Raw genomic sequence first — 21,139 nt, 5'->3', positions numbered from 1 at the left:
ATGAAGAAAGTTGTATCGTTGATGGTAGCGCTAGCGGGTTTAGGCTTTTCAGCTGCGGCGCAGTCACCAATAGCATTAAATATTCAGTTAGATAAGCCCTCGGGGAAAATATCGCCACATATGTGGGGCGTGTTTTTTGAAGACATTAACTTGGGCGCTGATGGGGGAATCTATGCTGAATTGGTGAAGAATAGATCCTTTGAATTTGATGAACCTTGGATGGGCTGGAAGAAGCTCGAAAATGGTGTTGAGGGGACTTATTTGCTGGTGAATGACAGTAAGCGGAAGGGTAATAAACGTTATTTAAGATTAAATAATGCGGGCAATCTAAAATTAGGATTGCAAAATGAAGGCTTTAGGGGAATGGGGGTAAAAGCGGGAGGAGCATATGAGTTTTCTTTACAGTACCAAAGTACTGCGAAAGGAATGACAATCCACGTTGAACTGCTTGATCCTCAAAATAAGGTAATCGGGGCCGCTGAACTTCCTCTTGATCCCGTCGCATCGTGGTCGGAAGCTGCGGTTAAATTTCCTGTTGACCAAACAACAGAAAAGGCTAAATTAAATGTTTGGTTTACAGGTGAGGGCACTTTAGACGTCGATATGTTGTCTTTGTTTCCCGTCGACACTTGGAAAGGGAGACGAAAGGGATTACGCAAAGACATGGTTCAAATGCTTGCGGATATGAAACCTGGTTTTATCCGGTTTCCGGGAGGTTGTATTGTGGAAGGTAGAGATTTGGCCAATCGATTTCAATGGAAAAAAACGGTTGGTCCAATTAGTGAACGAGAACTGATTATTAACCGTTGGAATACTGAATTTAAACATCGTTTAACGCCAGATTATTTCCAAACTTTTGGCTTAGGTTTCTTCGAATATTTTTTATTGGCAGAAGATATCGGCGCCACTGCGGTGCCTATCCTTAATTGTGGGATGGCGTGTCAGTTTAATACAGGCGAAGTTGTACCATTAGATGAGTTAGATGAGTATGTTCAGGATGCCTTGGATCTGATTGAATTTGCCAACGGATCTACTGCTACAAAATGGGGTAAATTGCGTGCAGAAATGGGGCACCCTGAGCCATTTCATCTCAAAATGTTAGGCGTAGGCAATGAAAATTGGGGTCCTCAATATATTGAACGTCTGGCCATCTTTAAGAAGGCATTGAACGAAAAGCATCCAGAGATCAAAATTATAGCGAGTTCAGGTACTGATCCAGAGGGGGATCGCTTTGATTTCTTAGATGATAAGTTGCGTGCCATGAATATCGATATCATCGATGAACATTATTATCGCCCACCATCCTGGTTTCTTTCAAGTGCGAGCCGTTATGACAATTACAACCGAAACGGCGCAAAGATTTTTGCGGGTGAATACGCTTCACATACGACACGACCAAATGGTCCTGGAAAAAGTACGTGGGAGGCAGCTCTTTCTGAAGCTGCATTCATGACTGGTCTTGAACGAAATGGTGATGTGGTTGAAATGGCATCTTATGCGCCATTGTTTGGTCATGTTGATGGGTGGCAATGGTCTCCGGATCTAATTTGGGTTGATAATCTGCAGGTATATGGTACACCTAGCTACCAGGTTCAAAAGTTGTATGCAACCAACAGGGGCACAGCTATTATTCCGATTATGCGTGATGGTGAATCCGTTTCGGGTAAAGATAGTTTGTATGCATCTGCAGTTTATGACGAGTCTTCAAAGGAATTGATTGTGAAAGTTGTCAATTACAATAGTCAGCCGAAAAAAGTTAATCTTGATGTAGTTTCCAAGAAGAAGCTAACGGCCACGGCACAGCTTGTTACGCTGGCGAATCCCGACCTAAATGTCAGTAATAGTTTGGAAGAACCATTAAATATTCGTCCAAAGGAAAGTACTGTTGTTTATAATGGGAAAAAACTTGTTCAAACTTTTGCACCATACTCCTTTACGCTGATTAGACTGCCTACGAAATAGGCAGCAAAACCATCTAGAAATAAGTTGAATATGCGTTAAGGAAGCCATCAGTTTACTGATGGCTTCCTTGTTTTCCTTATGGACATAGGGATATAAAATTGAACTTTCGGAAAGAGATTTTTAACAATTTGGTGTTAATTCGACCTGTTAACCGAAGAGGTTGCTGGTAAATTTTACTTTGATTCCCAACTGAAAGTTAGTGATCGTTTTAAATATCTCTTTGATGGTTGCTTTTTCAATATTTGTCAGGCTGTCCATCGGTACATAATTGTTTGGACTCAGTTTGGCTATTCTAATCTGATTTGCTTGATTTTTCAGACGAATCGACATCAGATAATAATAGGATTGATGTAATTCTTCATATTGTTCTTGTGTGAATATTCCTAATTCTAATAGCTGTTTGAGCCTACCACCAGTGTTTTCTTCATAAATTCGGTTTTTGAGCGCGTATACGCGGACCAAGTCAACAATAGGCGTCATTGCTTTTTTTATATTGAATACTTCGGATGATCCTATAGTTTGGGTTTTTATCGCTTTAAAAAATGTTAGCGGTGGCTCATATTGAAGGGCATTTTTTGCTATAAAGGTAAAAAAGCGATCATTTGGCCGCTGTAATTCAATATTGAGAAATTCTTTAAGCTGATTAATAATGCCTTGATCGCCATACAAGCGTCTGCAGTCGAAAAAAGTTGAAAACTTAATCGCGTTTTCAGGAATACTTTCTTCAATCCATTTTTTGTAGTTGTTTTTCCAATGGGATAGGGAGTGTGTCCACTCGGGATTGCTGGCCATATATCCGCCCGTACAGTAGCTAAAACCTATTGTATTTAGATGATCTGACACCCGGGTAGCAAAATTTAAAAAATATTCTCGGACGAGTTCACGCTGTTCGTTTGCCTTATCTTCATAGATAATGGCATTATCCTGATCCGTCATTAATGTTTGCTCTTTTCTCCCTTCACTGCCAGTCACCATAAATACAAATTTAGCAGGCGGTTCGCCCATTTCTCCGATGACTTTTTCGATGACCTTTAGTGCAATACTGTCTGCTACGGTTGTGATTACCTGATTGGCAATTTCAGCATTTACGCCTCTGCCAAGCAACTGATGGATAATCTCGGGAACGTTGTTCCATTTTTCACGCAATTCATTGAGTGTTTCTGCAAGCTTGACAGATTGAATAAAAACAAGTGGAGATTGGCCCTGTTCGCTTAATAATCTGTTCCGGCTTAAAAATCCAACGTAGTTACCTTCTTTTTCAACCAGCAGATATCTGGATTTTGTCCGGAACATTTTTAATACTGCTTCATAAAGATAAGATTGATCTGAAATGCTAACAATAGGGTTGCCCATGACTTCCATAATTTCGTGGTCGACTGGCACCTGTTTAGCAACTACATTATCGCGCAAGGTCATATCGGTTACATAACCAATAATGCTGTTATCATCTTTTATGAACAGGCAGCTCACCTTTTGATTCGCCATAGTCTTCGCAACTTCATAGATGGGCGTTTGAGGGGAGCAAGCAACAATATCTTTGTAGGTGATGTGTTCGATCTTTCTTGAATATAATTGATCTGCAGCAAAATAGCTTTCTTCAAAGGAAGCTGGAGATTTGACAAAATGGGAAAATTCTTCATCCAACATTCTTCTTCCAAAAGAATTAGTGAAAAAATGAAAAAATTCTTCATTAGCGTTACAAAGCTCGATAAAGTTTTTCCTAGGTAACCGATAGATAATTGTACCTTTTTTGGCAATTACGGATTTTAATGCTTTTGTTCTATTTAAAAGCACGGATATTCCGCCAAAACAATAGGGTTTATGGTGAATTTCTATTAATCTTTTGTTGTCTAAATCGTCCAAGAAAAATGTTTCATATTCACCTTCATAGATTAAGTCTACCCCATCCATGTCTGTAATGCTTTGTCGATAAACAAGCGTGTCTTTGGAGAAGCGGTACTCATTGAATATATCAACAATACTGAGCTGCAGGGATTCGGGCAGTGCCTGAAATGGAGGGGTAGATTTTAGTGTAGAAAGGATAATCTCGGAATTTTTCATTAGGAAAAAATTAAAAGATGTTATGAAATTCTATTTGCTGGTTAAGGATATCTTGATGAGTTAGATCCTTTCGTTGAATCATTTCAAAATAACATTTAGCTGTTATCTCAGCGTCCTTTTCTGCATCGTGTAAATGTTCCGGTGGAGACAAGAATAGGGATTCATGTAACAGCGACAGTGGAAGATGTACCATATTTGGATTTCTAACATACCTTTTGCTATGTAAAAGTGTACAAAAATAATCTATTTCACCAAACGGAAGCGCAAGGTTCGATCGGTAGAATTCCGCAGATAATACTTGTAAATCAAAGGAAAGGAAATGTCCAACAATCTGAGGTTTATATTTTTTGATGTCATGACTGAGCTTGCGCAACACTTCTTTTTTCTTCTCACCATATTGCCTTAAGAAAGGGGGCGTCAACCCATGGATTTGCTCTGATGCCGGACTGATCGGAATGAGTGGTTCGTAGATATATTTATTGCTCCGTTTGATCTCATTTTGGGCTTCGTCAAAAATGATCCAGGCCAATTGCAGTACATGTGGCCAATTATCGATTTCTGTGTACCTTTTATTCCATTTTTTCGGTAGGCCAGACGTTTCTGTATCTAGAAATAGCAAATATTTTTTCAATGAATTATTGTTGAGTATGCTCTAAAATACTAAAATATTCTAGTTAATAATAGAGAAATCTGCATTTGTAAAGCATCTCCTTTGTAAAAAACGAGATACGAATTTTAATGTTTGAAATTTTATATGTAAAATTAACATTTATTAGTGAATTATAAATAACCAATTATGTGCAAAAGACTATTATGCATGTTTCTTTTTGTCTTTTCAATACTTGCTGAACTTTATGCCGGAAATAAAAGTAGTACCGTTCGTTACACGATGGAAGGAATTGTAAATCAAGAACGGTTTCAATATGCAGTTGACCTGTTACAAAAAGAATTGATTAAATCAAGTGTTACCGACGATCTCGATATTGAGGTAAGTACGGCAGTACAAAGAAAATCTTTACCAGACTCAATCAGGAGTAAATTGATTGAAAAAGAACATTTTGTTCTATTTCGAAAGAGCAAAACAGATCCGATCACTTTGATCGGTACGGATGAATCGGGGGTTTTGTATGGCTGTATGGCGTTGCTGGCAGATAGGCATTGGCTGAACGCTGGGCCATTCTTTTTGGCCGATGGACCAAAAATGGTTATGCGTGGCACAAGCATTGGCCTTCAAAAAACTGCGTATTTGCCGGGGCATGATATTTACGAATATCCTTATACACCTGAATCTTTTCCATGGTTTTATGATAAAAAATTGTGGTTGAAGTATTTGGATATGATGGTTGAAAACAGGTACAATGCTTTGTATTTATGGAATGGGCACCCTTTTTCTTCATTGGTGAAATTAAAAGATTATTCTTATGCGCTTGAAGTAGATGAGACAACATTTGATAAAAACGAGGAGATCTATACTTTTTTGACAAAAGAAGCTAATAAAAGGGGGATTTGGATTATCCAGATGTTTTATAACATCATCCTGCCGAAGCCTTTTGCCGATCGTCATGGGTTAAAAACTCAAGAGCGCAATCGTGCTATTACACCGCTAATTTCTGATTACACCCGCAAAAGTATTGCTGCTTTTGTGGCTAAGTATCCAAACGTCGGATTACTAATCACGTTGGGCGAGGCAATGGAGGGAGTCGGTCAAGATGATATTAACTGGTTTACCAATACCATCATTCCGGGAGTAAAGGACGGATTACATGCATCAGGTACTAATGGCGAGCCACCTATTATTTTAAGAGCCCACGACACTGATGCACCAGCTGTTATGAAAGCTGCATTACCAATTTATAAAAACCTCTATACTATGGCTAAATATAATGGTGAGGCGCTGACCACCTATACTCCAAGAGGGAAGTGGGCCGAGTTACATCGCTCTTTAAGTGCCATTGGTACAGTCCATATTCAGAATGTTCATATTTTAGCCAACTTGGAACCATTTAGATATGGCTCACCTGATTTTATCCAGAGATCGGTCAAAGCTATGCATGAAGTTCATCATTCAAACGGTATTCATATCTACCCCCAGGCATCTTACTGGGACTGGCCATATGCAGCAGACAAGGTAAATAATAGATTGCTTCAGGTAGATCGCGACTGGATGTGGTACAAGGCATGGTCACGATATGCTTGGAATGAAAATCGAGATTTGTCACAAGAGCAATCTTATTGGTCGAATGAACTTTCCCGATATTATGGTATTCCCGAGAAGGATGCACTGAATTTACTATTGGCTATCGAAGAAATTGGTGAGATATCGCCTAAAATACTTAGGCGATTTGGTATTACAGATGGTAATAGACAGACGTCTTCACTCGGAATGCTGATGACGCAATTGATAAATCCTTATCGTTATGGTCTGTTTACTCTTCTTTATGAATCTGAAGCTCCTGAAGGAGAAATGATTATTGATTATGTCGAGAGAGATTACCACAAGGAAGGCCATGTTGGGGAGACACCTCTGCAAGTGTCGGAAGAAATTGTGAAACATGGAGATCGTGCAGCTGCGCTGATTAAGGAGTTAGGAAAACCAATGAAAAATGTTGCAGAATTTAATCGCTGGCTTACTGATATACGGATTCATCAATTGTTGGCCAATCATTATAGCTATAAGGTTAAGGCAGCTCTTCAGCTGCTTCAATACAAGTATTCCCATGATCTTGGCGCGCTTCGGAAAGCGCTGCCAGATTTGGAGCAAAGTGTGACGGAATATCGAAAACTTACGCAGATCACAAATCAGGCCTATTTATATGCAAATAGCATGCAGACTAAACAACGTAAGATACCCATGCGCGGAGCTGATGCTTCGTTCATTCACTGGAAAGAGATGCTTCCTGTATTTGAAGCGGAGTTGAATAATTTTAAACATGCGATAGATTCTTTAGCTACAATTTCGGATGTCTATACACATGCCAAAGCGGTATTAAAGTCAGAAGAGATTACGTTTTTGGATGATCAGCAACTTATTCCATTGAAAAAGGGCGCAAAATTGTATGCAGATCAGGAGTTAGTTGTTACCCATCTGGCCAACGAATTGGAAGGACTGCAAGCGGTACAGATTAATACCGAAAAGCAAAAGCTTCAGGGAACACATCTTCGCTTTAAGAATAATAAAGCAGTGAAGATATTGATTGGTTATTTTAATAGTAATGACAAAGTTTTTGCGCCTAAACCTATACTGGAAATTGATGCAAGTGCAAATGATTTTGGTCAAGCAGAGGCAAGAATACGTAATGCTATACGAATACAATACATGCCGATGGTGGATATTCATACCTATTCCTTTCCTCCAGGGGTCAATGAGCTGAAGATTCCAAAAGGAGAGGTGCTTATTTTGGGTATAGTGGATCATGAGCAACTCTCTAATTCATATAATGCAGACGTGGACAATCAAGGAGATGATCTAGACGACTTGTTTGGCTATTATCGGGAAACCAAATTGTAAATACAACCATGTCCTTCAGGATAGTACAGGATAAACAACTTAAACGAAGTGGGTATTTTACGAGAACACAATACATCTACTTCAACTTTTTTGATATTAAATAAGGAATGAAAATTATAAAATCTATTCTTGCGCTTCTTTTCTGTGCGCTATCATGTGTAAAGGCACAGCAGAAATTAGAAGATAAAGTTCACAGCTATGTTCAAGAGTTTAACAAAAACGATAACGAAGCAGTAATCAATAATATTCCGAATAAGGATGCCTATGACTGGATGATGGCTAATATTCCTTTATTTGACTGTCCGGATAAGGAAATCGAGCAAACCTATTATTTTCGATGGTGGTCTTACCGAAAACATATCAAATCTAGTCCGGAAGGCACCTTGGTGACCGAATTTATTGAGCCAGTGAAGCATGCTGGAAAATACAATTCAATCAGTTGTGCGCTCGGACACCATTTGTATGAAGGAAGGTGGATTCGTGACAATGCATTTCTAAAAGAATACATCGACTTTTGGCTTTATCATGCAGACAAGAATCAATCGAAGCCAAGGTTTCATCAATTCAGTTCTTGGCTACCTGATGCCTTACTAGCTTATTGTAAAGTTAATCCTGATAATCAATATCTAAAAGACCGCCTATTGGATTTGGATTTGGATTTTAAAAAGTGGGAAAAAGAAAGAAAGACTAAAAATGGACTCTTTTGGCAATTTGACGTTCAAGATGGTATGGAAGAGTCGGTGTCGGGTGGACGTAAGGTTCATAATATGCGTCCGTCAATCAATAGCTATATGTATGGAAACGCTGTAGCGATTGCGACAATTGCCAAATTGGTGTCTAATCCAAAATTAGAGAAAAAATACAATTCCTATGCACAGACTTTACGCCAATTGATATTGGATTCGCTTTGGGACAAAGAAGATCAATTTTTTAAAACAAAGATGGAAAAAGGGGAGCTACACCCCACGCGGGAAGCAATCGGTTTTATCCCATGGTACTTTCATTTACCTCCGGATAGAACAGCTTATGGAAAAGCTTGGCTGCAGCTACCCGATACCGCAGGATTTAATGCACCTTGGGGAACAACAACGGCTGAGCGGCGTGAACCGACATTTCGAACCCGTGGAACTGGACATAGCTGTGAATGGGATGGTGCAATTTGGCCTTTTACAAGTTCACAGACCATCAGGGGGATGGCTAATTATTTAAGCGATTATAAAAGGAATAAAGCAGTTGACGCAAACGATTTATACGAGCAAATCCATAAATATGCCAAATCCCATGTTATGAATGGTAAACCCTACATCGGTGAATATCAAGATGAGAAAACTGGCGAATGGTTGAAGGGAGATCATCCGAGAAGTAAGTTTTATAACCATTCTACATTTGCGGATATCATTATTCAGGATCTAATTGGAATAAAACCACAAACTAATCCTATTCTTGAGATAAAACCGTTGATTTCGAAAGATCAATGGGACTACTTTTCACTCACCCAGTTAACGTATCACAATAAGAACATTGCTATTTACTGGGATGTCACTGGCGAGAAATATCACAAAGGCAAGGGACTGATCATCTATGTGGACGGTGTAAAGTCAATGCAACAAAAGGATTTAAAAAATTGTAAGATTAACTTAAAGTAATATGATCAGAAAGAGCTATCGTCATGGAATAATAACTGTATTACTCTGTTTATTCATGTTGGGTTTGCAGGCACAAACTTGGCTTAACGTCATGGATTTTGGTGGTCGGAAGGACAGCACGGGAAGTAATACATTGGCTATCAAAAAAGCTATTACAACAGCGTCCAATAGAGGCGGGGGGACGATTTATTTTCCAGCTGGAAAATACGTCACCGGGCCCATTCATCTTAAAAGTAATATTACGATTTATATCGATGCTGGAGCGGAGTTACATTTTAGCGATAATTTTGATGAGTATTTACCTATGGTTGAATCTCGTTGGGAAGGAACTGTTGTTACAAACTTTTCGCCATTATTTTACGGTAATAATCTAGAGAATATCAGTATCCAAGGACGTGGGCTCATTGACGGACACGGTAAAAAATGGTGGGGCTATTCAGAGGTTGATGTTAAGAAGCAGACAGAAGATAGCAAATGGCAAAAAGAGTTTAAACGCCTCAATAAAGATGTTTTGGCTCCGGACCTTCCGGGATGGATTGAGAGAGGATTTTTACGCCCGCCTTTTATACAGTTCTTAAACTGTAAAAATGTACAGATCAGAGATATTAAAATTCAAAATTCGCCGTTTTGGACAATTAATCCACAATATTGTGATAACGTTACCGTAGAAGGCGTTACAATAGATAACCCTCCTTCGCCTAATACAGATGGTATCAATCCAGAATCTTGCTCCAATGTTCGCATTGCCAATTGCCACATTAGTGTAGGGGATGATTGCATTACCATAAAATCTGGAAAGGATCGTTCGGGAAGGAAAATCAATATCCCCGCAGAGAATTATACCATTACAAACTGTACGATGCTTCGCGGACATGGTGGGGTAGTTATTGGGAGTGAAATGTCAGGTGGTGTGAAAAATATTGTTATTTCCAATTGTATTTTCGACGGAACAGATCGTGGTATACGTTTAAAAACCGCAAGAGGTAGAGGTGGGATTGTAGAAAATATTCAAGTCTCCAATATTGTCATGCGTGATATTCGAGATCAGGCTATTGTACTAGATATGGAATATGCTAAAAGTGAACCGGGGCCTGTTAGTGAACGTACGCCTAAATTCAGGAACATCTTTATCAACAATTTATCTGGTACAACAAATCGCATTGGTTATATGCGAGGCTTAGCAGAAATGCCAATTGAAAATGTCGTGTTTTCGGATATTAACATGCAGGGAACCACAGGTTTTTCAGCGCTCAATGTGAATGGATTGACATTGAGTAATGTAAACGTCGCGATCACACAGGGTGCGCTATTATCCGTCAAGAACGGTAAAGAACTGAATCTATTGAATATAAAAAACACAACACCGGTGGCTGAAAGATCGCTTATCGAGCTTGAAAATTGTAAATCAGTGAATGTGCAGAGTTGCTTTCCATTGTTAGGTACAGCACTCTTTTTGGATTTAGTCGGATCAGCGAATGAAGCTATCTATGTTCACGGTAATAATCTAGCTCGTGTAAAACAAATACTCCGTGGTAATTATAGAAACGGTCAGTTAACGTCAAATGTAAACCCTTTGGAAGCTAAATAATGCGTTTGTATCTGTATATTTTATTGTCTTTTTTTTCGATATGGCCCTTGGGCTTCGCTTTTGCACAAACACGTGTGTGGTTTGATCATCCTGCCAAACAATGGGAGGAGGCTTTACCTATTGGCAATGGTCGACTCGGAGCCATGGTTTATGGGGGAGTCGAGGAGGAAGAATTGCAGTTTAATGAGGAGACATTGTGGACGGATGGACCACGAAATTATAATAAAAAAGGCGCATCAAAGTATCTTCAAAACATACGGGAGTTGCTTGATCAAGGGCAACAGAGAGGTGCGGAATCTTTAGCGATGCGGGAATTTATGGGGCTTAAAAGTGAATCAGAAGATCCTGATGCTTGGCTGGAAAAAATTGGGAAAATTCGCGAGCAAAAGCATGGGCCTTTTGAGTTCGTTTTTGACGATAGTAAATGGCCGCTTATAAGGGCTCCGCATTATGAGGGTTGGGAGAGTCTAGGACTGGAGGGTTTGGATGGTGCCGTTTGGTTTCGTTATGAATTTCACCTTTCAAAAAATCAGCTGTCAGAGGTCTGGGCGTTGGATTTAAATAAGATCAGGACCATCGATTATACGTATATCAATGGTAAGCTCGTTGGTCAGTCGGTGGGGGATGATACCAGAAGACTTTATCAAATACCTAAAGGGCTACTGAAAGAAGGGAGAAATAGTATCGCAATTCAGGTGATCAATTTAGAAGGAAAAGGAGGTGTAGCTGGTTATAAGGACACAAAGCAGTCAATAGGATTAAAAAGTTCCACCGGAAAACTAATCTCGCTTAATGGAGAGTGGAAATACTATATTCAAGATCCAAACAGTCCCAAAATAGGAAGTTATCAGGCATCTTATCAGCCTTTTGGTACGTTAAATTTGCAATTCGATCACAAAGAGGCAAAGCGCTACAGCCGGATACTCGATATGGATAAAGGTGAAGTTCGTGTCAATTATGATGCTCATGGAATTCACTATAAAAGAACTTATTTTGCAAGTTATCCCAACAATTTTATCGGCTTAAGATTACAGGCAGATCAGAAGGGAAAAATCACTTTTAGATTACGCTTGAATACCAAACATCAGCGTGCCAAACTTGATCACATGATGGACTCCTCCATCGGTATGGAGGTATGGGTCAAAAATGGTTCGATGCGAGGAACAGCCTTCGTAAAGCTCAAATTGAAAGGTGGTCGGGTATTTTATGAAGGTAATGATCTTGTTGTTAAACAAGCCGATGAGGTCCAGATTTATCTAACTGCATCAACCAATTTTAAATCTTATCGAGAACTGAACGATCAGTATGCTACTGTCGCATTGGATAGATCCAAAAATTTATGGAAGTCGGACTTTGATAAATTGTATCAAATCCATCAAAAAGATTACCAGAATTTGTACCGTCGCTTTGCAATAGAACTTTACGATAGCAGCCAGCTCGATACTATTCCAACAGATAGAAGATTAAGAAGGGCAGTAATGTTGGATGACCCTGGGCTGCTCGCGCTTTATGTGCAATACGCCCGATATCTCCAAATTGCAGCTTCTCGAACAGGTAGCCAACCTATGAATCTTCAGGGCATTTGGAATTCATCTTTAGAACCATCATGGGGGAGCAAATATACGACTAACATAAATTTGGAGATGAACTATTGGCCGACCGAGGTTTTAAATCTCTCTGAATTGCAGGATCCTTTATTCCAAATGATTCAAGATTTGCATGTGGCGGGTGCAGAAACGGCCAAAGAATATTATGCTGCCCGGGGTTGGGTTTTACATCACAATACGGATTTATGGCGGGGTACAGCTCCCATTAATAATTCCAACCATGGTATATGGCCAACAGGTGGAGCTTGGTTGGTGAGACATCTTTGGGAACATTATCTTTACACACAAGATTTACACTTTTTAAAAGAATATTATTCAATTATTAAGGATGCTACCTTATTTTTTAAGGACTTTCTTGTCAAGGACAAAGTAACGGGATGGTTGGTCAGCTCACCTTCAAACTCCCCCGAGAATGGAGGGTTGGTCAAGGGGCCTACTATGGATCATCAGATTATTCGCTCCTTATTTGATATTTTCAACCAAAGCTCCAAGATACTGGATAGCGATAATCTTTTACGGGATTCGATTAGCAACATGCGGAATCAGATTGCACCTAACCAAATCGGGCAATATGGACAACTGCAGGAGTGGTTGGTAGATATGGACGATCCGCAGAATAAACATCGACATGTATCCCATTTGTGGGGTTTATTCCCGGGAAATGAAATCAATCTGATTGGTACACCACAGCTGGTTGAAGCTGCAAAGCGCTCGTTGGTGTTACGGGGAGATGAAGGGACAGGTTGGAGCTTAGCATGGAAAATTAATTTTTGGGCGAGATTAAAAGACGCTCAGCATGCTTATCACATGGTAAAAATGCTATTGCGGCCGGCGGATAATGGAGGTGGTTCTTATCCAAACCTATTTGATGCCCATCCACCGTTTCAGATCGATGGGAATTTCGGTGGGGCATCGGGAATTATAGAAATGTTACTCCAGAGCCACACGGATGGAATTGAGCTATTACCGGCATTACCGGCGGAAATCGGAACAGGAAAAGTCCAAGGAATCAAAGCGCGAGGCGCATTTCAGATCAATATGGAATGGAAAGACGGTCAGTTATTAGGGGTGGCCGTTGAATCGCTTTCAGGAGAAGAACTCCATTTGCGTTATGGTCGTCACGAAATAAAGATTAAAACAAAGAAAGGCGAATCTTATGCCTTTGATAAAGAATTGAAGTTAAAGAAATAATGAAGATTAGATTGACGTTGTTCAGAAAACTGTTTTATTGCGTTTGTATGCTATTGTGCGGATCATTTTCGTATGCCCAAAAACTCCGTAAAACGATCACATTGGATTTTGGATGGGAAACCATAATGCATCAGAAAGATTCCGCAAGATACAATGGATTTCACAATGTGTCTTTTAAGACAGATAAGGACTGGCGGAAAGTGGATGTTCCTCATAATTGGGATGGCTACGAGGGTTATCGTAGATTGCTTCATGGCAATTTACATGGTTATTCTTGGTATCGAAAAAATTTCTCGATCAAACAGCAAAAGAACAAAAATAGGTTCTATTTATTCTTCGAAGGGGTGGGCTCCTATGCGACCGTTTGGTTAAATGGTATGCGCGTGGGATACCATGCGGGTGGAAGAACCACATTTACACTGGATGTCACTGATGCAATTAAATTGGATGGTACGCCCAATCTTTTAGCTGTTCGAGCAGACCATCCGGCACATATTATGGATCTACCCTGGGTAGATGGGGGCTGTTCGACGGAAAGGGGATTTTCTGAAGGATCGCAGCCAATGGGAATTTTTAGGCCAGTGAGCCTATTGATGAAAAATGAAGTCTCTATTACGCCTTTTGGTGAGCATTATTGGAACGATGAGACTGCCGATCATAAAAAGGCTATTGTGCATCAAGCCGTCGAAATAAGTAATAAAAGCCAGAGAAATAAAGATGTGGAGATTGTAACCGAAGTGTTGGATCAGAAAGGGATATCAATTCTTCAATCTACATCGAAAGAGCAGATAAAAGTAAACACAACAAAGGAAATTCGGCTGAAAGATCTGGTTTTGGCCAATCCGCAATTATGGTCTGTGGATTCACCCTACCTATATCGCATAAAAATGCAGATCAAAATTGGTGGACAGATTACCGATGAGGTTGAAACACGTTATGGAGTTAGGTCTGTTCGTTGGTCAAAAGGTTTAAAGCCCTCTGGCGACCCACGTCTCTTGGTTAATGGAAAGCCTATATTTATTAATGGCATTGCGGAGTATGAACATAAGTTGGGGCAATCACATGCCTTTGATAAAGAGGAGATTGATGCCCGGATTAGACAAATTAGAACGCTCGGATTCAATTCATTTCGTGATGCACATCAACCCCATAACCTGCGCTATCAACACGCATGGGATCGTCATGGCATTTTATTGTGGACACAGCTTGCTGCCCATATTTGGTTTGACACACCTGCATTTCGAGAAAATTTCAAAAAATTGTTAACAGAATGGGTACGAGAACGTAGAAATAGCCCTTCAGTAATTTTGTGGGGCCTTGAAAATGAGAGTACACTACCCGAAGATTTTGCATGGGAATGTACAGCACTAATTCGGAAATTAGATCCTACAGCATCTATACAACGACTGGTGACTACATGTAATGGCGGTAGTGGTACCGATTGGGATGTTCCGCAAAATTGGACAGGCACTTACGGGGGAAATCAAAACACCTATGGAGAGGATCTTAAAAAGCAGCAGCTTGTAGGGGAGTACGGCGCTTGGAGGAGCTTGGGCTTACATGCCGAACCACCCTATCTTCCTAACGAGAGTAACTACAACGAAGAGCGCTTTGTCGATATACTACAAACAAAAGTTCGTTTAGCAGATTCTGTTAAAGCCAAAGCGATTGGTCATTATTTATGGCTTTGGAACTCACATGATAATCCGGGGCGTATTCAGGGGGGAGAAGGAAATCGTGATATTGACAGGATTGGCCCGGTTAATTATAAAGGTTTATTAACCCCCTGGGGAGAGCCTACGGATGCTTATTACATGTATCTGTCGCATTATGGTAAAAAGAAGCATCCAATGGTTTATATCGCAATGCATTCTTGGCCAAATCGGTGGTTGGCCCCTGGAGTGAAAGACAACATTCGTATTTTTTCGAATTGTGAGGAAGTCGAACTTTTCAATGATTTAGGATCCCTGTCACTTGGAAAAAAGCAACATCCTGGTTTTGGAAAGCATATTGAATTTAATGGTGTTGAGGTGAGGTATAATATATTGTACGCCGAGGGACGAATAGGGGGAAAGATCGTTAGCCGTGACACCATTATACTACATAATTTTCCCGAAAGTCCACATTTTCGAGACTTTTCCGTAGGCTCATCCAAGATGCTAAAACCAGATCTTGGATATCATTATCTCTACCGTGTTAATTGCGGTGGCGATAATTATACAGATGAATACGGGGTAGAGTGGAAAGCTGACCAACCGTATCGGTCGAAATTGGGCTGGGGCAGTAAATCTTGGGCGGATAGTTTTGAAGGGATGAACACTTATTTTGCCAGTCAACGCGTTATTTTTGATCCAATTAAAGGAACTAAAGACTGGCCTCTTTTTCAGAGCTTCCGATATGGGCTTGAGAAGTTGGGCTATCAATTTGACGTACCTAATGGAGAATATTTAGTTGAATTATATTTCGCCGAACCTTGGTATGGTAAGTTTTCGTCAGGCAATGGCGATCGAGTTTTCGATATTGCTATCAATGGCCAACTTGTTGAGCATAAGTTTGATATTTATAAAAATGCGGGATTCCAGCGCGTAGTCAGAAAAAACTATACTGTTAGGGTTGCTGACGGAAAGATTGTTATCAATTTCCCACGCGTTTATGCTGGACAAGCAGTAATGCACGCCATTGCTATTGCCTCAAAGAAGGGTATTGCCATAGTTTCAGATTCAAGCGGTCAAGATCATTATAATCTAGATTTAGCGCGTCAGAATATAAAACTCCATAGTTGGCTGGATATAGGCAGTGTATTGAAAAAGGATGGCCCTAGCGTAACATCGTTTTTTTCCTTGCCACCATCCTTGTTTGGCTCAGATTATTTTGAGCTTGATAGCAATAGCACCTATCATCTACGTTTTAAAGAACCTACCACTGCTTTCTATCTAGGAAATGAGAAACCGGACAATTTTGAAGAGACCAAAGACAGTGTACAATTGAATACGGGAAAATATTTTGCCGTATTCCGTAGGGTGCTAAAGGTAGGCGAGGAAATTTTGCTGAAAACTGAGCGCGGCGGAGATATTGTGGTCTTTCAGCAGCAAAGTGGGCTTCTTCCAGTGTATGACTTGAAGGAGGTCAAAAACTATAAAGCCTATCAAACCCTTTGGCGGGAAGGTGTTTCCGAAATTGAGTTTGCCGGCCAAAGACGTTTAGTATTTAATGCTAGTGAGAGTTATATCGCTTGGGAGTTTCAGGTCGGTGCAGCGGATGTGTATTCATTATTGGTGAAGTATCATAATCCATTTAAGGAAGTTCGTCGTGCTTACTATGAAATTTTAGACAAAAATAAGCATGTGTTGGTGCCTAAAACTCTTGTATCATTGGAACCTACGCGTTCCGGAAAATGGAATTATATCAATACTGATACAAAGACAATGATCAATGCTGGGACCTATTTTATTAAGCTGTATAGTCTTGATTCTAAAGGTGTTGTTGTGGATAATCTAGAGGTCAAATAGCAAGCAGGTCAGGATAGTACATGACGGTTGCCGATGAAATTTTCAGTTATATTGAGCACTTGAAATTTTGTGTCGTTTTGACGTTTATTTTGAGCAATTATAACGGAAATAAAGTTAAGGGGCTTTATTTAATTTAATATTTAATAACCAAAAAAGGGATAAACCATTTCATGCCTATGAAACGTTTTACATTATTCACAATTTTATTTTTAAGCGTGTCTATGACATTTAGTCAAACAGAGGACGCCTATTGGAAAACTATTACAGATCGGTCTGCAAAAATTGTAGCTAAACTAGCGCTAGCAGATCAAGCCAAGCAAGAGAGAGCGGTTCACATTATTCGTGATCAATATTATCTTTTGAATGCCTGTTATTCGCTTCGCGATTTGAAAATTAAGGAGAATACGGATAAGAGTCTAAAAGAACAGATCGCACAGGAGACGCTTCAGGAAACTTCCAATTTAAATCAAGCTTTCGTGATCCGGTTAAAACAAGTTTTAACACCGGCAGAAGTTGAAGCAGTTAAAAACGGCATGACCTATCATGTTTATCCGAACACCGTGAAGGCCTATCAAGATATGATTCCTAGTCTTTCAAAAGATGAAGTACATATGATTGACAGTTTACTTTATGAAGCTCGAGATTTTGCCATGCAGGCCGAATCTTCGGAAAAAAAACATGCCTGGTTCGGTAAATACAAAGGCAAAATCAATAACTATTTAGCGTCTCACGGCTATAATTTAAAAGAGGAAGGTGACAAGTGGGCCGCGAGACTCAAAAAAACAAACCAATAAACAAGGACCTAAATTATGAATTACTTTATATTCCCAAGGAAATCTTCTATTCGGTTGGCAAAGCTGCTCGCCATTGGAATAATGACAGGTGGGGCCATTCCATGCTTCTCTTATGGTGCGAATCCAAGTGAACTCAATCTGCTTTTTTTTAAAAATATAACAGGAAAGGTGGTTGATCAAAATGGAAAACCTTTGGCGGGAGTAACGATATCCATCAAAGGATCTAAAACTGCGACTTCAACAGACGAGGGAGGTACTTTTAGGCTGAACTTGCCCGTTGGGAATGAGATTTTGGTGCTCAATTTTGTTGGCTATAAAAGATTGGAAATACCGGTTGGCAACCAAAGTGTGTTAAATATACGCATGGAAGCTGAAAGTCAGGAGCTCGATGAGGTTGTTACGGTTGGTTATACCACACAGAAAAAAGCACATTTGACAGGATCGGTTGTGGCAATAAAAGCGGAAGAGATAGAAGATTTGCCTACGACGAACGTGGCCGCTGGATTAGCGGGGCGACTTTTGGGAGTAAATGTTAGTGGGGGCGTATCAAGACCTGGCTCGAAAGCTACCATAGGTGTAAGAAGAAGTATGGCGGCCGGAAAAGATGGCGGGACTTCTGAACCATTGTATGTTATCGATGGAGTAGTTCAGGTTAATGGACAAAATCAACCTGATGCAACGCAATTCAATAACTTGGATCCCTCTGAAATAGAAAGTATCTCTGTGTTGAAGGATGGTGCTGCCGCAGTGTACGGGGTACGTGCTGCCGATGGTGTCATTCTGATCACAACAAAAAGAGGTAAGATCGGTGCGCCAAGAATCAGTTATAACGGTTCTTATGCCATCAATGATGAGGCCTATCGAACAAAAGTCATGAATGCCTATCAATTTGGGATGTACTTTAATATTATGAATGGACCGAACGGGAATAATACCGATCCCTCAAGGCCTGGTTTTGAAAAAGCATTTTTCTCACAGGATGAATTGGATTATTTTAAAGACCATTCTTACAATTGGTTGGATGATGCATGGAAATCCAGCTATTTGACCAAACATTCCTTAAATATTTCTGGTGGAGCAGATAAAGCTACCTATTTTGCGAACGTTGCTTATAACAAACAGAATGGTAATCTATCCACTTTAGACTATGACCGTTGGAACTTTAGAGCAGGTAGCGATATTCAAGTAGCCAGTAATTTCAAGGTGGCGATACAGGTTTTTGGAAACGTGGGAGATTTACAAAAAACCTTTAATAAAATTGGTGGTGAAAATGATGATAACGATTATAGGAACTTATTATTGGCCGCTCCGTATGTTCCTGCTTATGTAAATGGGCTCCCTGCACGATTGCCCGGAACATCAGGAGATTTATCTGCTTATCATTTCTTTGAGTTAGAGCGGTTAAATAATTTAGCAACCTCAGATTCTAGACAATTTGGCGTTAACCTAAGTGGGGAATATCAGGCACCGTGGTTAAAAGGTTTGGTCATTAGAGGATCTTATGCTAGAAACTTTACAAGTTCCCGTGGCACGCAGATCGGAACGAAATATCAAACATATACATTTACCAATGGTGGAGATAATAGACATATTTACGACCTCGGTACCAATCCCATTGCGGCAACTTTCAGCAATGGTAATCGTGTTTATTTTTCCAATGCGAATGGTAACAATTATCAGGCTAATTTTACTGCACTATATGATAAGAAATGGAAACAACACACGTTTTCAGGCTTGTTCTCCATAGAAAAAGGAGAAGCAAAGAGTTCACAGGAAGACGTTTGGAAAGACGATCCACTTGCAAACACCAATGGACAATTCGGTACAGCGTTTGGAGCCGTGGATGGACGTACTGCCGCTTACGAGTCAGGCACGCTAGGTTATGTCGGTCGTATCAACTATCGGTTTGGAGAAAAGTATTTGGCAGAGGTATTGTTTCGTTCGGACGCATCTACAAAATTTGCTCCAGAAAACTATTGGGCGAATTTTTATAACATCTCTGCAGGTTGGGTAATCAGTGAAGAAGAGTTCTTTAAAGTTGATGGGGTAGATTTCTTAAAATTGAGATTTTCGCATGGAAAATTGGGCAGCGATAAAATTCCACTGTGGAATTGGCTACAACGCTATAGCTATCAGACTGGTAAAGGTGCCGTATTTGGCGGGAATGGCGGGGCGACGACTGGTATGAAAATGGAGAAAAGCCCCAATCGCGACGCTACTTGGAGTGCAGAGTATAAAAATAATGTTGGTATTGATGCTCGTTTTTTACGTAGCCGTCTATCGGCCACAATCGAAGGATTCTATTACAAAGGTCATGATGCATTGATCGAACGTACAGGTAATATTCCGATTACAGTTGGAGGATCAGTTGCTGCAGAAAATTTTGGGAGAGAGAATAATTATGGAATAGAGTTCGAATTAGGCTGGCAAGATAAAGTTAATAATTTTAACTACGGCGTTAGTACACGTTTTTCTTGGTCCGATGGAAGGGTCATTCAGGGTAATTTCAATGATATTGATATGTTATATCCTTGGAAACCCAGACCTAATGCCTCTTCTGACCTTGGGGCTTGGGGATACGATTACTTAGGAATGTTTAAGACACAAGCAGATATTGATAACTATGTAAGTCAGTATAACATTACACAAGTATTTGATCAGTCTGTCGATAAATTAAGACCGGGAATGCTATATTATCGGGACGTGAGGGGGCCCCTTCAGTCAGATGGTACTTTCGCAGGGCCTGATGGTATCATTAACGATAATGACCTGATCCAGTTGGCTAAACGTAAGGATAATCATTATACATTAGGCACTACATTAAGAATCGGTTATAAGGGATTTACGGCAGAGTCTGTTATTACAGGTTCGTTCGGAGGTTATTCGGAGATCACAGAGCGTAACAAGCTCAATAATGATATTTCTCGTGTGTATACCAATCTTCCTGACATTTGGGGAAATGTATATGATCCTGTTTTAAATCCCACCGGTACTATGCCGAATCCGCAATGGTCCAGTATTTACAATCAGCCTTCCAGTTTCTGGACTGTTTCGGCCTTTCGCATGCGGATGGCAAGCTTTAATATAGGCTATAAGTTGCCTCAAAGAATGACGCAGTATTTGCGGGTATCGAACGCTAGAGTTTACTTAAGCGCAATGAATCCAATGTCTATCTATAATCCATATAGTTATAAAGATGGAAATGGATCGGCTTGGGATGTCTATCCGAATTTGAGGACATATTCTTTTGGTATTAACCTGACTTTATAAGAT

General features: G+C 40.0%; 10 protein-coding genes. 8 read left to right on the top strand and 2 right to left on the bottom strand.

The annotated features are described in order from the left end of the window. Nucleotides 1–1,962, top strand: a complete 1,962-nt coding sequence (locus tag B3139_RS13460; protein ID WP_293883920.1) for an alpha-L-arabinofuranosidase C-terminal domain-containing protein — start codon at nt 1–3, stop codon at nt 1,960–1,962. A gap of 147 nt (nt 1,963–2,109) precedes the next feature. Here the strand turns inward: B3139_RS13460 and B3139_RS13455 are convergent, their stop codons facing one another. Beyond that, the gene (locus tag B3139_RS13455; RefSeq protein WP_293883918.1) at nt 2,110–4,023 is read right to left on the bottom strand and encodes a DUF294 nucleotidyltransferase-like domain-containing protein; all 1,914 of its coding nucleotides are present in this window, start codon (nt 4,021–4,023) and stop codon (nt 2,110–2,112) included. A 10-nt stretch (nt 4,024–4,033) separates the two neighbouring features. Next, nucleotides 4,034–4,654, bottom strand: a complete 621-nt coding sequence (locus tag B3139_RS13450; RefSeq protein ID WP_293883916.1) for a 3'-5' exonuclease — start codon at nt 4,652–4,654, stop codon at nt 4,034–4,036. A 165-nt stretch (nt 4,655–4,819) separates the two neighbouring features. Here B3139_RS13450 and B3139_RS13445 point away from each other — a divergent pair, with 165 nt between their 5' ends. From B3139_RS13445 to B3139_RS13415, 7 genes are all read left to right on the top strand, one after another. Next, nucleotides 4,820–7,531 (top strand): alpha-d-galacturonidase, encoded by a 2,712-nt coding sequence (locus B3139_RS13445; RefSeq protein ID WP_293883914.1) that lies wholly within the window; start codon nt 4,820–4,822, stop codon nt 7,529–7,531. A 107-nt stretch (nt 7,532–7,638) separates the two neighbouring features. Then, nucleotides 7,639–9,177, top strand: a complete 1,539-nt coding sequence (locus tag B3139_RS13440) for an MGH1-like glycoside hydrolase domain-containing protein (RefSeq protein WP_293883912.1) — start codon at nt 7,639–7,641, stop codon at nt 9,175–9,177. Between the two features lies 1 nt (nt 9,178). Further along, on the top strand, nt 9,179–10,765 hold the full coding sequence (locus B3139_RS13435) for a glycoside hydrolase family 28 protein (protein WP_293883910.1): 1,587 nt from the start codon (nt 9,179–9,181) through the stop codon (nt 10,763–10,765). Next, nucleotides 10,765–13,563 carry a glycoside hydrolase family 95 protein gene (locus B3139_RS13430; RefSeq protein ID WP_293883908.1) on the top strand — a complete coding sequence of 933 codons (2,799 nt, stop codon included), beginning with the start codon at nt 10,765–10,767 and terminating at the stop codon, nt 13,561–13,563. Before B3139_RS13435 ends, B3139_RS13430 begins: the two co-directional genes overlap by 1 nt. Before the next feature lie 47 nt (nt 13,564–13,610). Then, entirely contained in the window at nt 13,611–17,072 is a 3,462-nt protein-coding gene (locus B3139_RS13425; protein ID WP_293883906.1) for a malectin domain-containing carbohydrate-binding protein, read from the top strand. Between the two features lie 221 nt (nt 17,073–17,293). Beyond that, nucleotides 17,294–17,866, top strand: coding sequence for a DUF3826 domain-containing protein (locus B3139_RS13420; protein WP_209578190.1), 573 nt, complete (start codon nt 17,294–17,296; stop codon nt 17,864–17,866). 15 nt (nt 17,867–17,881) lie between these two features. Beyond that, nucleotides 17,882–21,136, top strand: a complete 3,255-nt coding sequence (locus B3139_RS13415; RefSeq protein WP_293883903.1) for a SusC/RagA family TonB-linked outer membrane protein — start codon at nt 17,882–17,884, stop codon at nt 21,134–21,136. The last annotated feature ends 3 nt before the right edge of the window (nt 21,137–21,139 follow it).

Source organism: Sphingobacterium sp. UBA1498 (genome assembly GCF_002325125.1).
Lineage (GTDB): Bacteria > Bacteroidota > Bacteroidia > Sphingobacteriales > Sphingobacteriaceae > Sphingobacterium.
Note: the sequence above shows the minus strand (reverse complement) of the source record. Positions and strands in the feature narration are given on the sequence as shown.

Bases quoted from the DNA above. Each gene is read 5' to 3' on its own strand.
- B3139_RS13460 (WP_293883920.1), top strand. From the start codon at position 1: ATGAAGAAAGTTGTATCGTTGATGGTAGCGCTAGCGGGTTTAGGCTTT.
- B3139_RS13455 (WP_293883918.1), bottom strand. From the start codon at position 4,023: ATGAAAAATTCCGAGATTATCCTTTCTACACTAAAATCTACCCCTCCA.
- B3139_RS13445 (WP_293883914.1), top strand. From the start codon at position 4,820: ATGTGCAAAAGACTATTATGCATGTTTCTTTTTGTCTTTTCAATACTT.
- B3139_RS13440 (WP_293883912.1), top strand. From the start codon at position 7,639: ATGAAAATTATAAAATCTATTCTTGCGCTTCTTTTCTGTGCGCTATCA.
- B3139_RS13435 (WP_293883910.1), top strand. From the start codon at position 9,179: ATGATCAGAAAGAGCTATCGTCATGGAATAATAACTGTATTACTCTGT.
- B3139_RS13430 (WP_293883908.1), top strand. From the start codon at position 10,765: ATGCGTTTGTATCTGTATATTTTATTGTCTTTTTTTTCGATATGGCCC.
- B3139_RS13425 (WP_293883906.1), top strand. From the start codon at position 13,611: ATGCTATTGTGCGGATCATTTTCGTATGCCCAAAAACTCCGTAAAACG.
- B3139_RS13420 (WP_209578190.1), top strand. From the start codon at position 17,294: ATGACATTTAGTCAAACAGAGGACGCCTATTGGAAAACTATTACAGAT.
- B3139_RS13415 (WP_293883903.1), top strand. From the start codon at position 17,882: ATGAATTACTTTATATTCCCAAGGAAATCTTCTATTCGGTTGGCAAAG.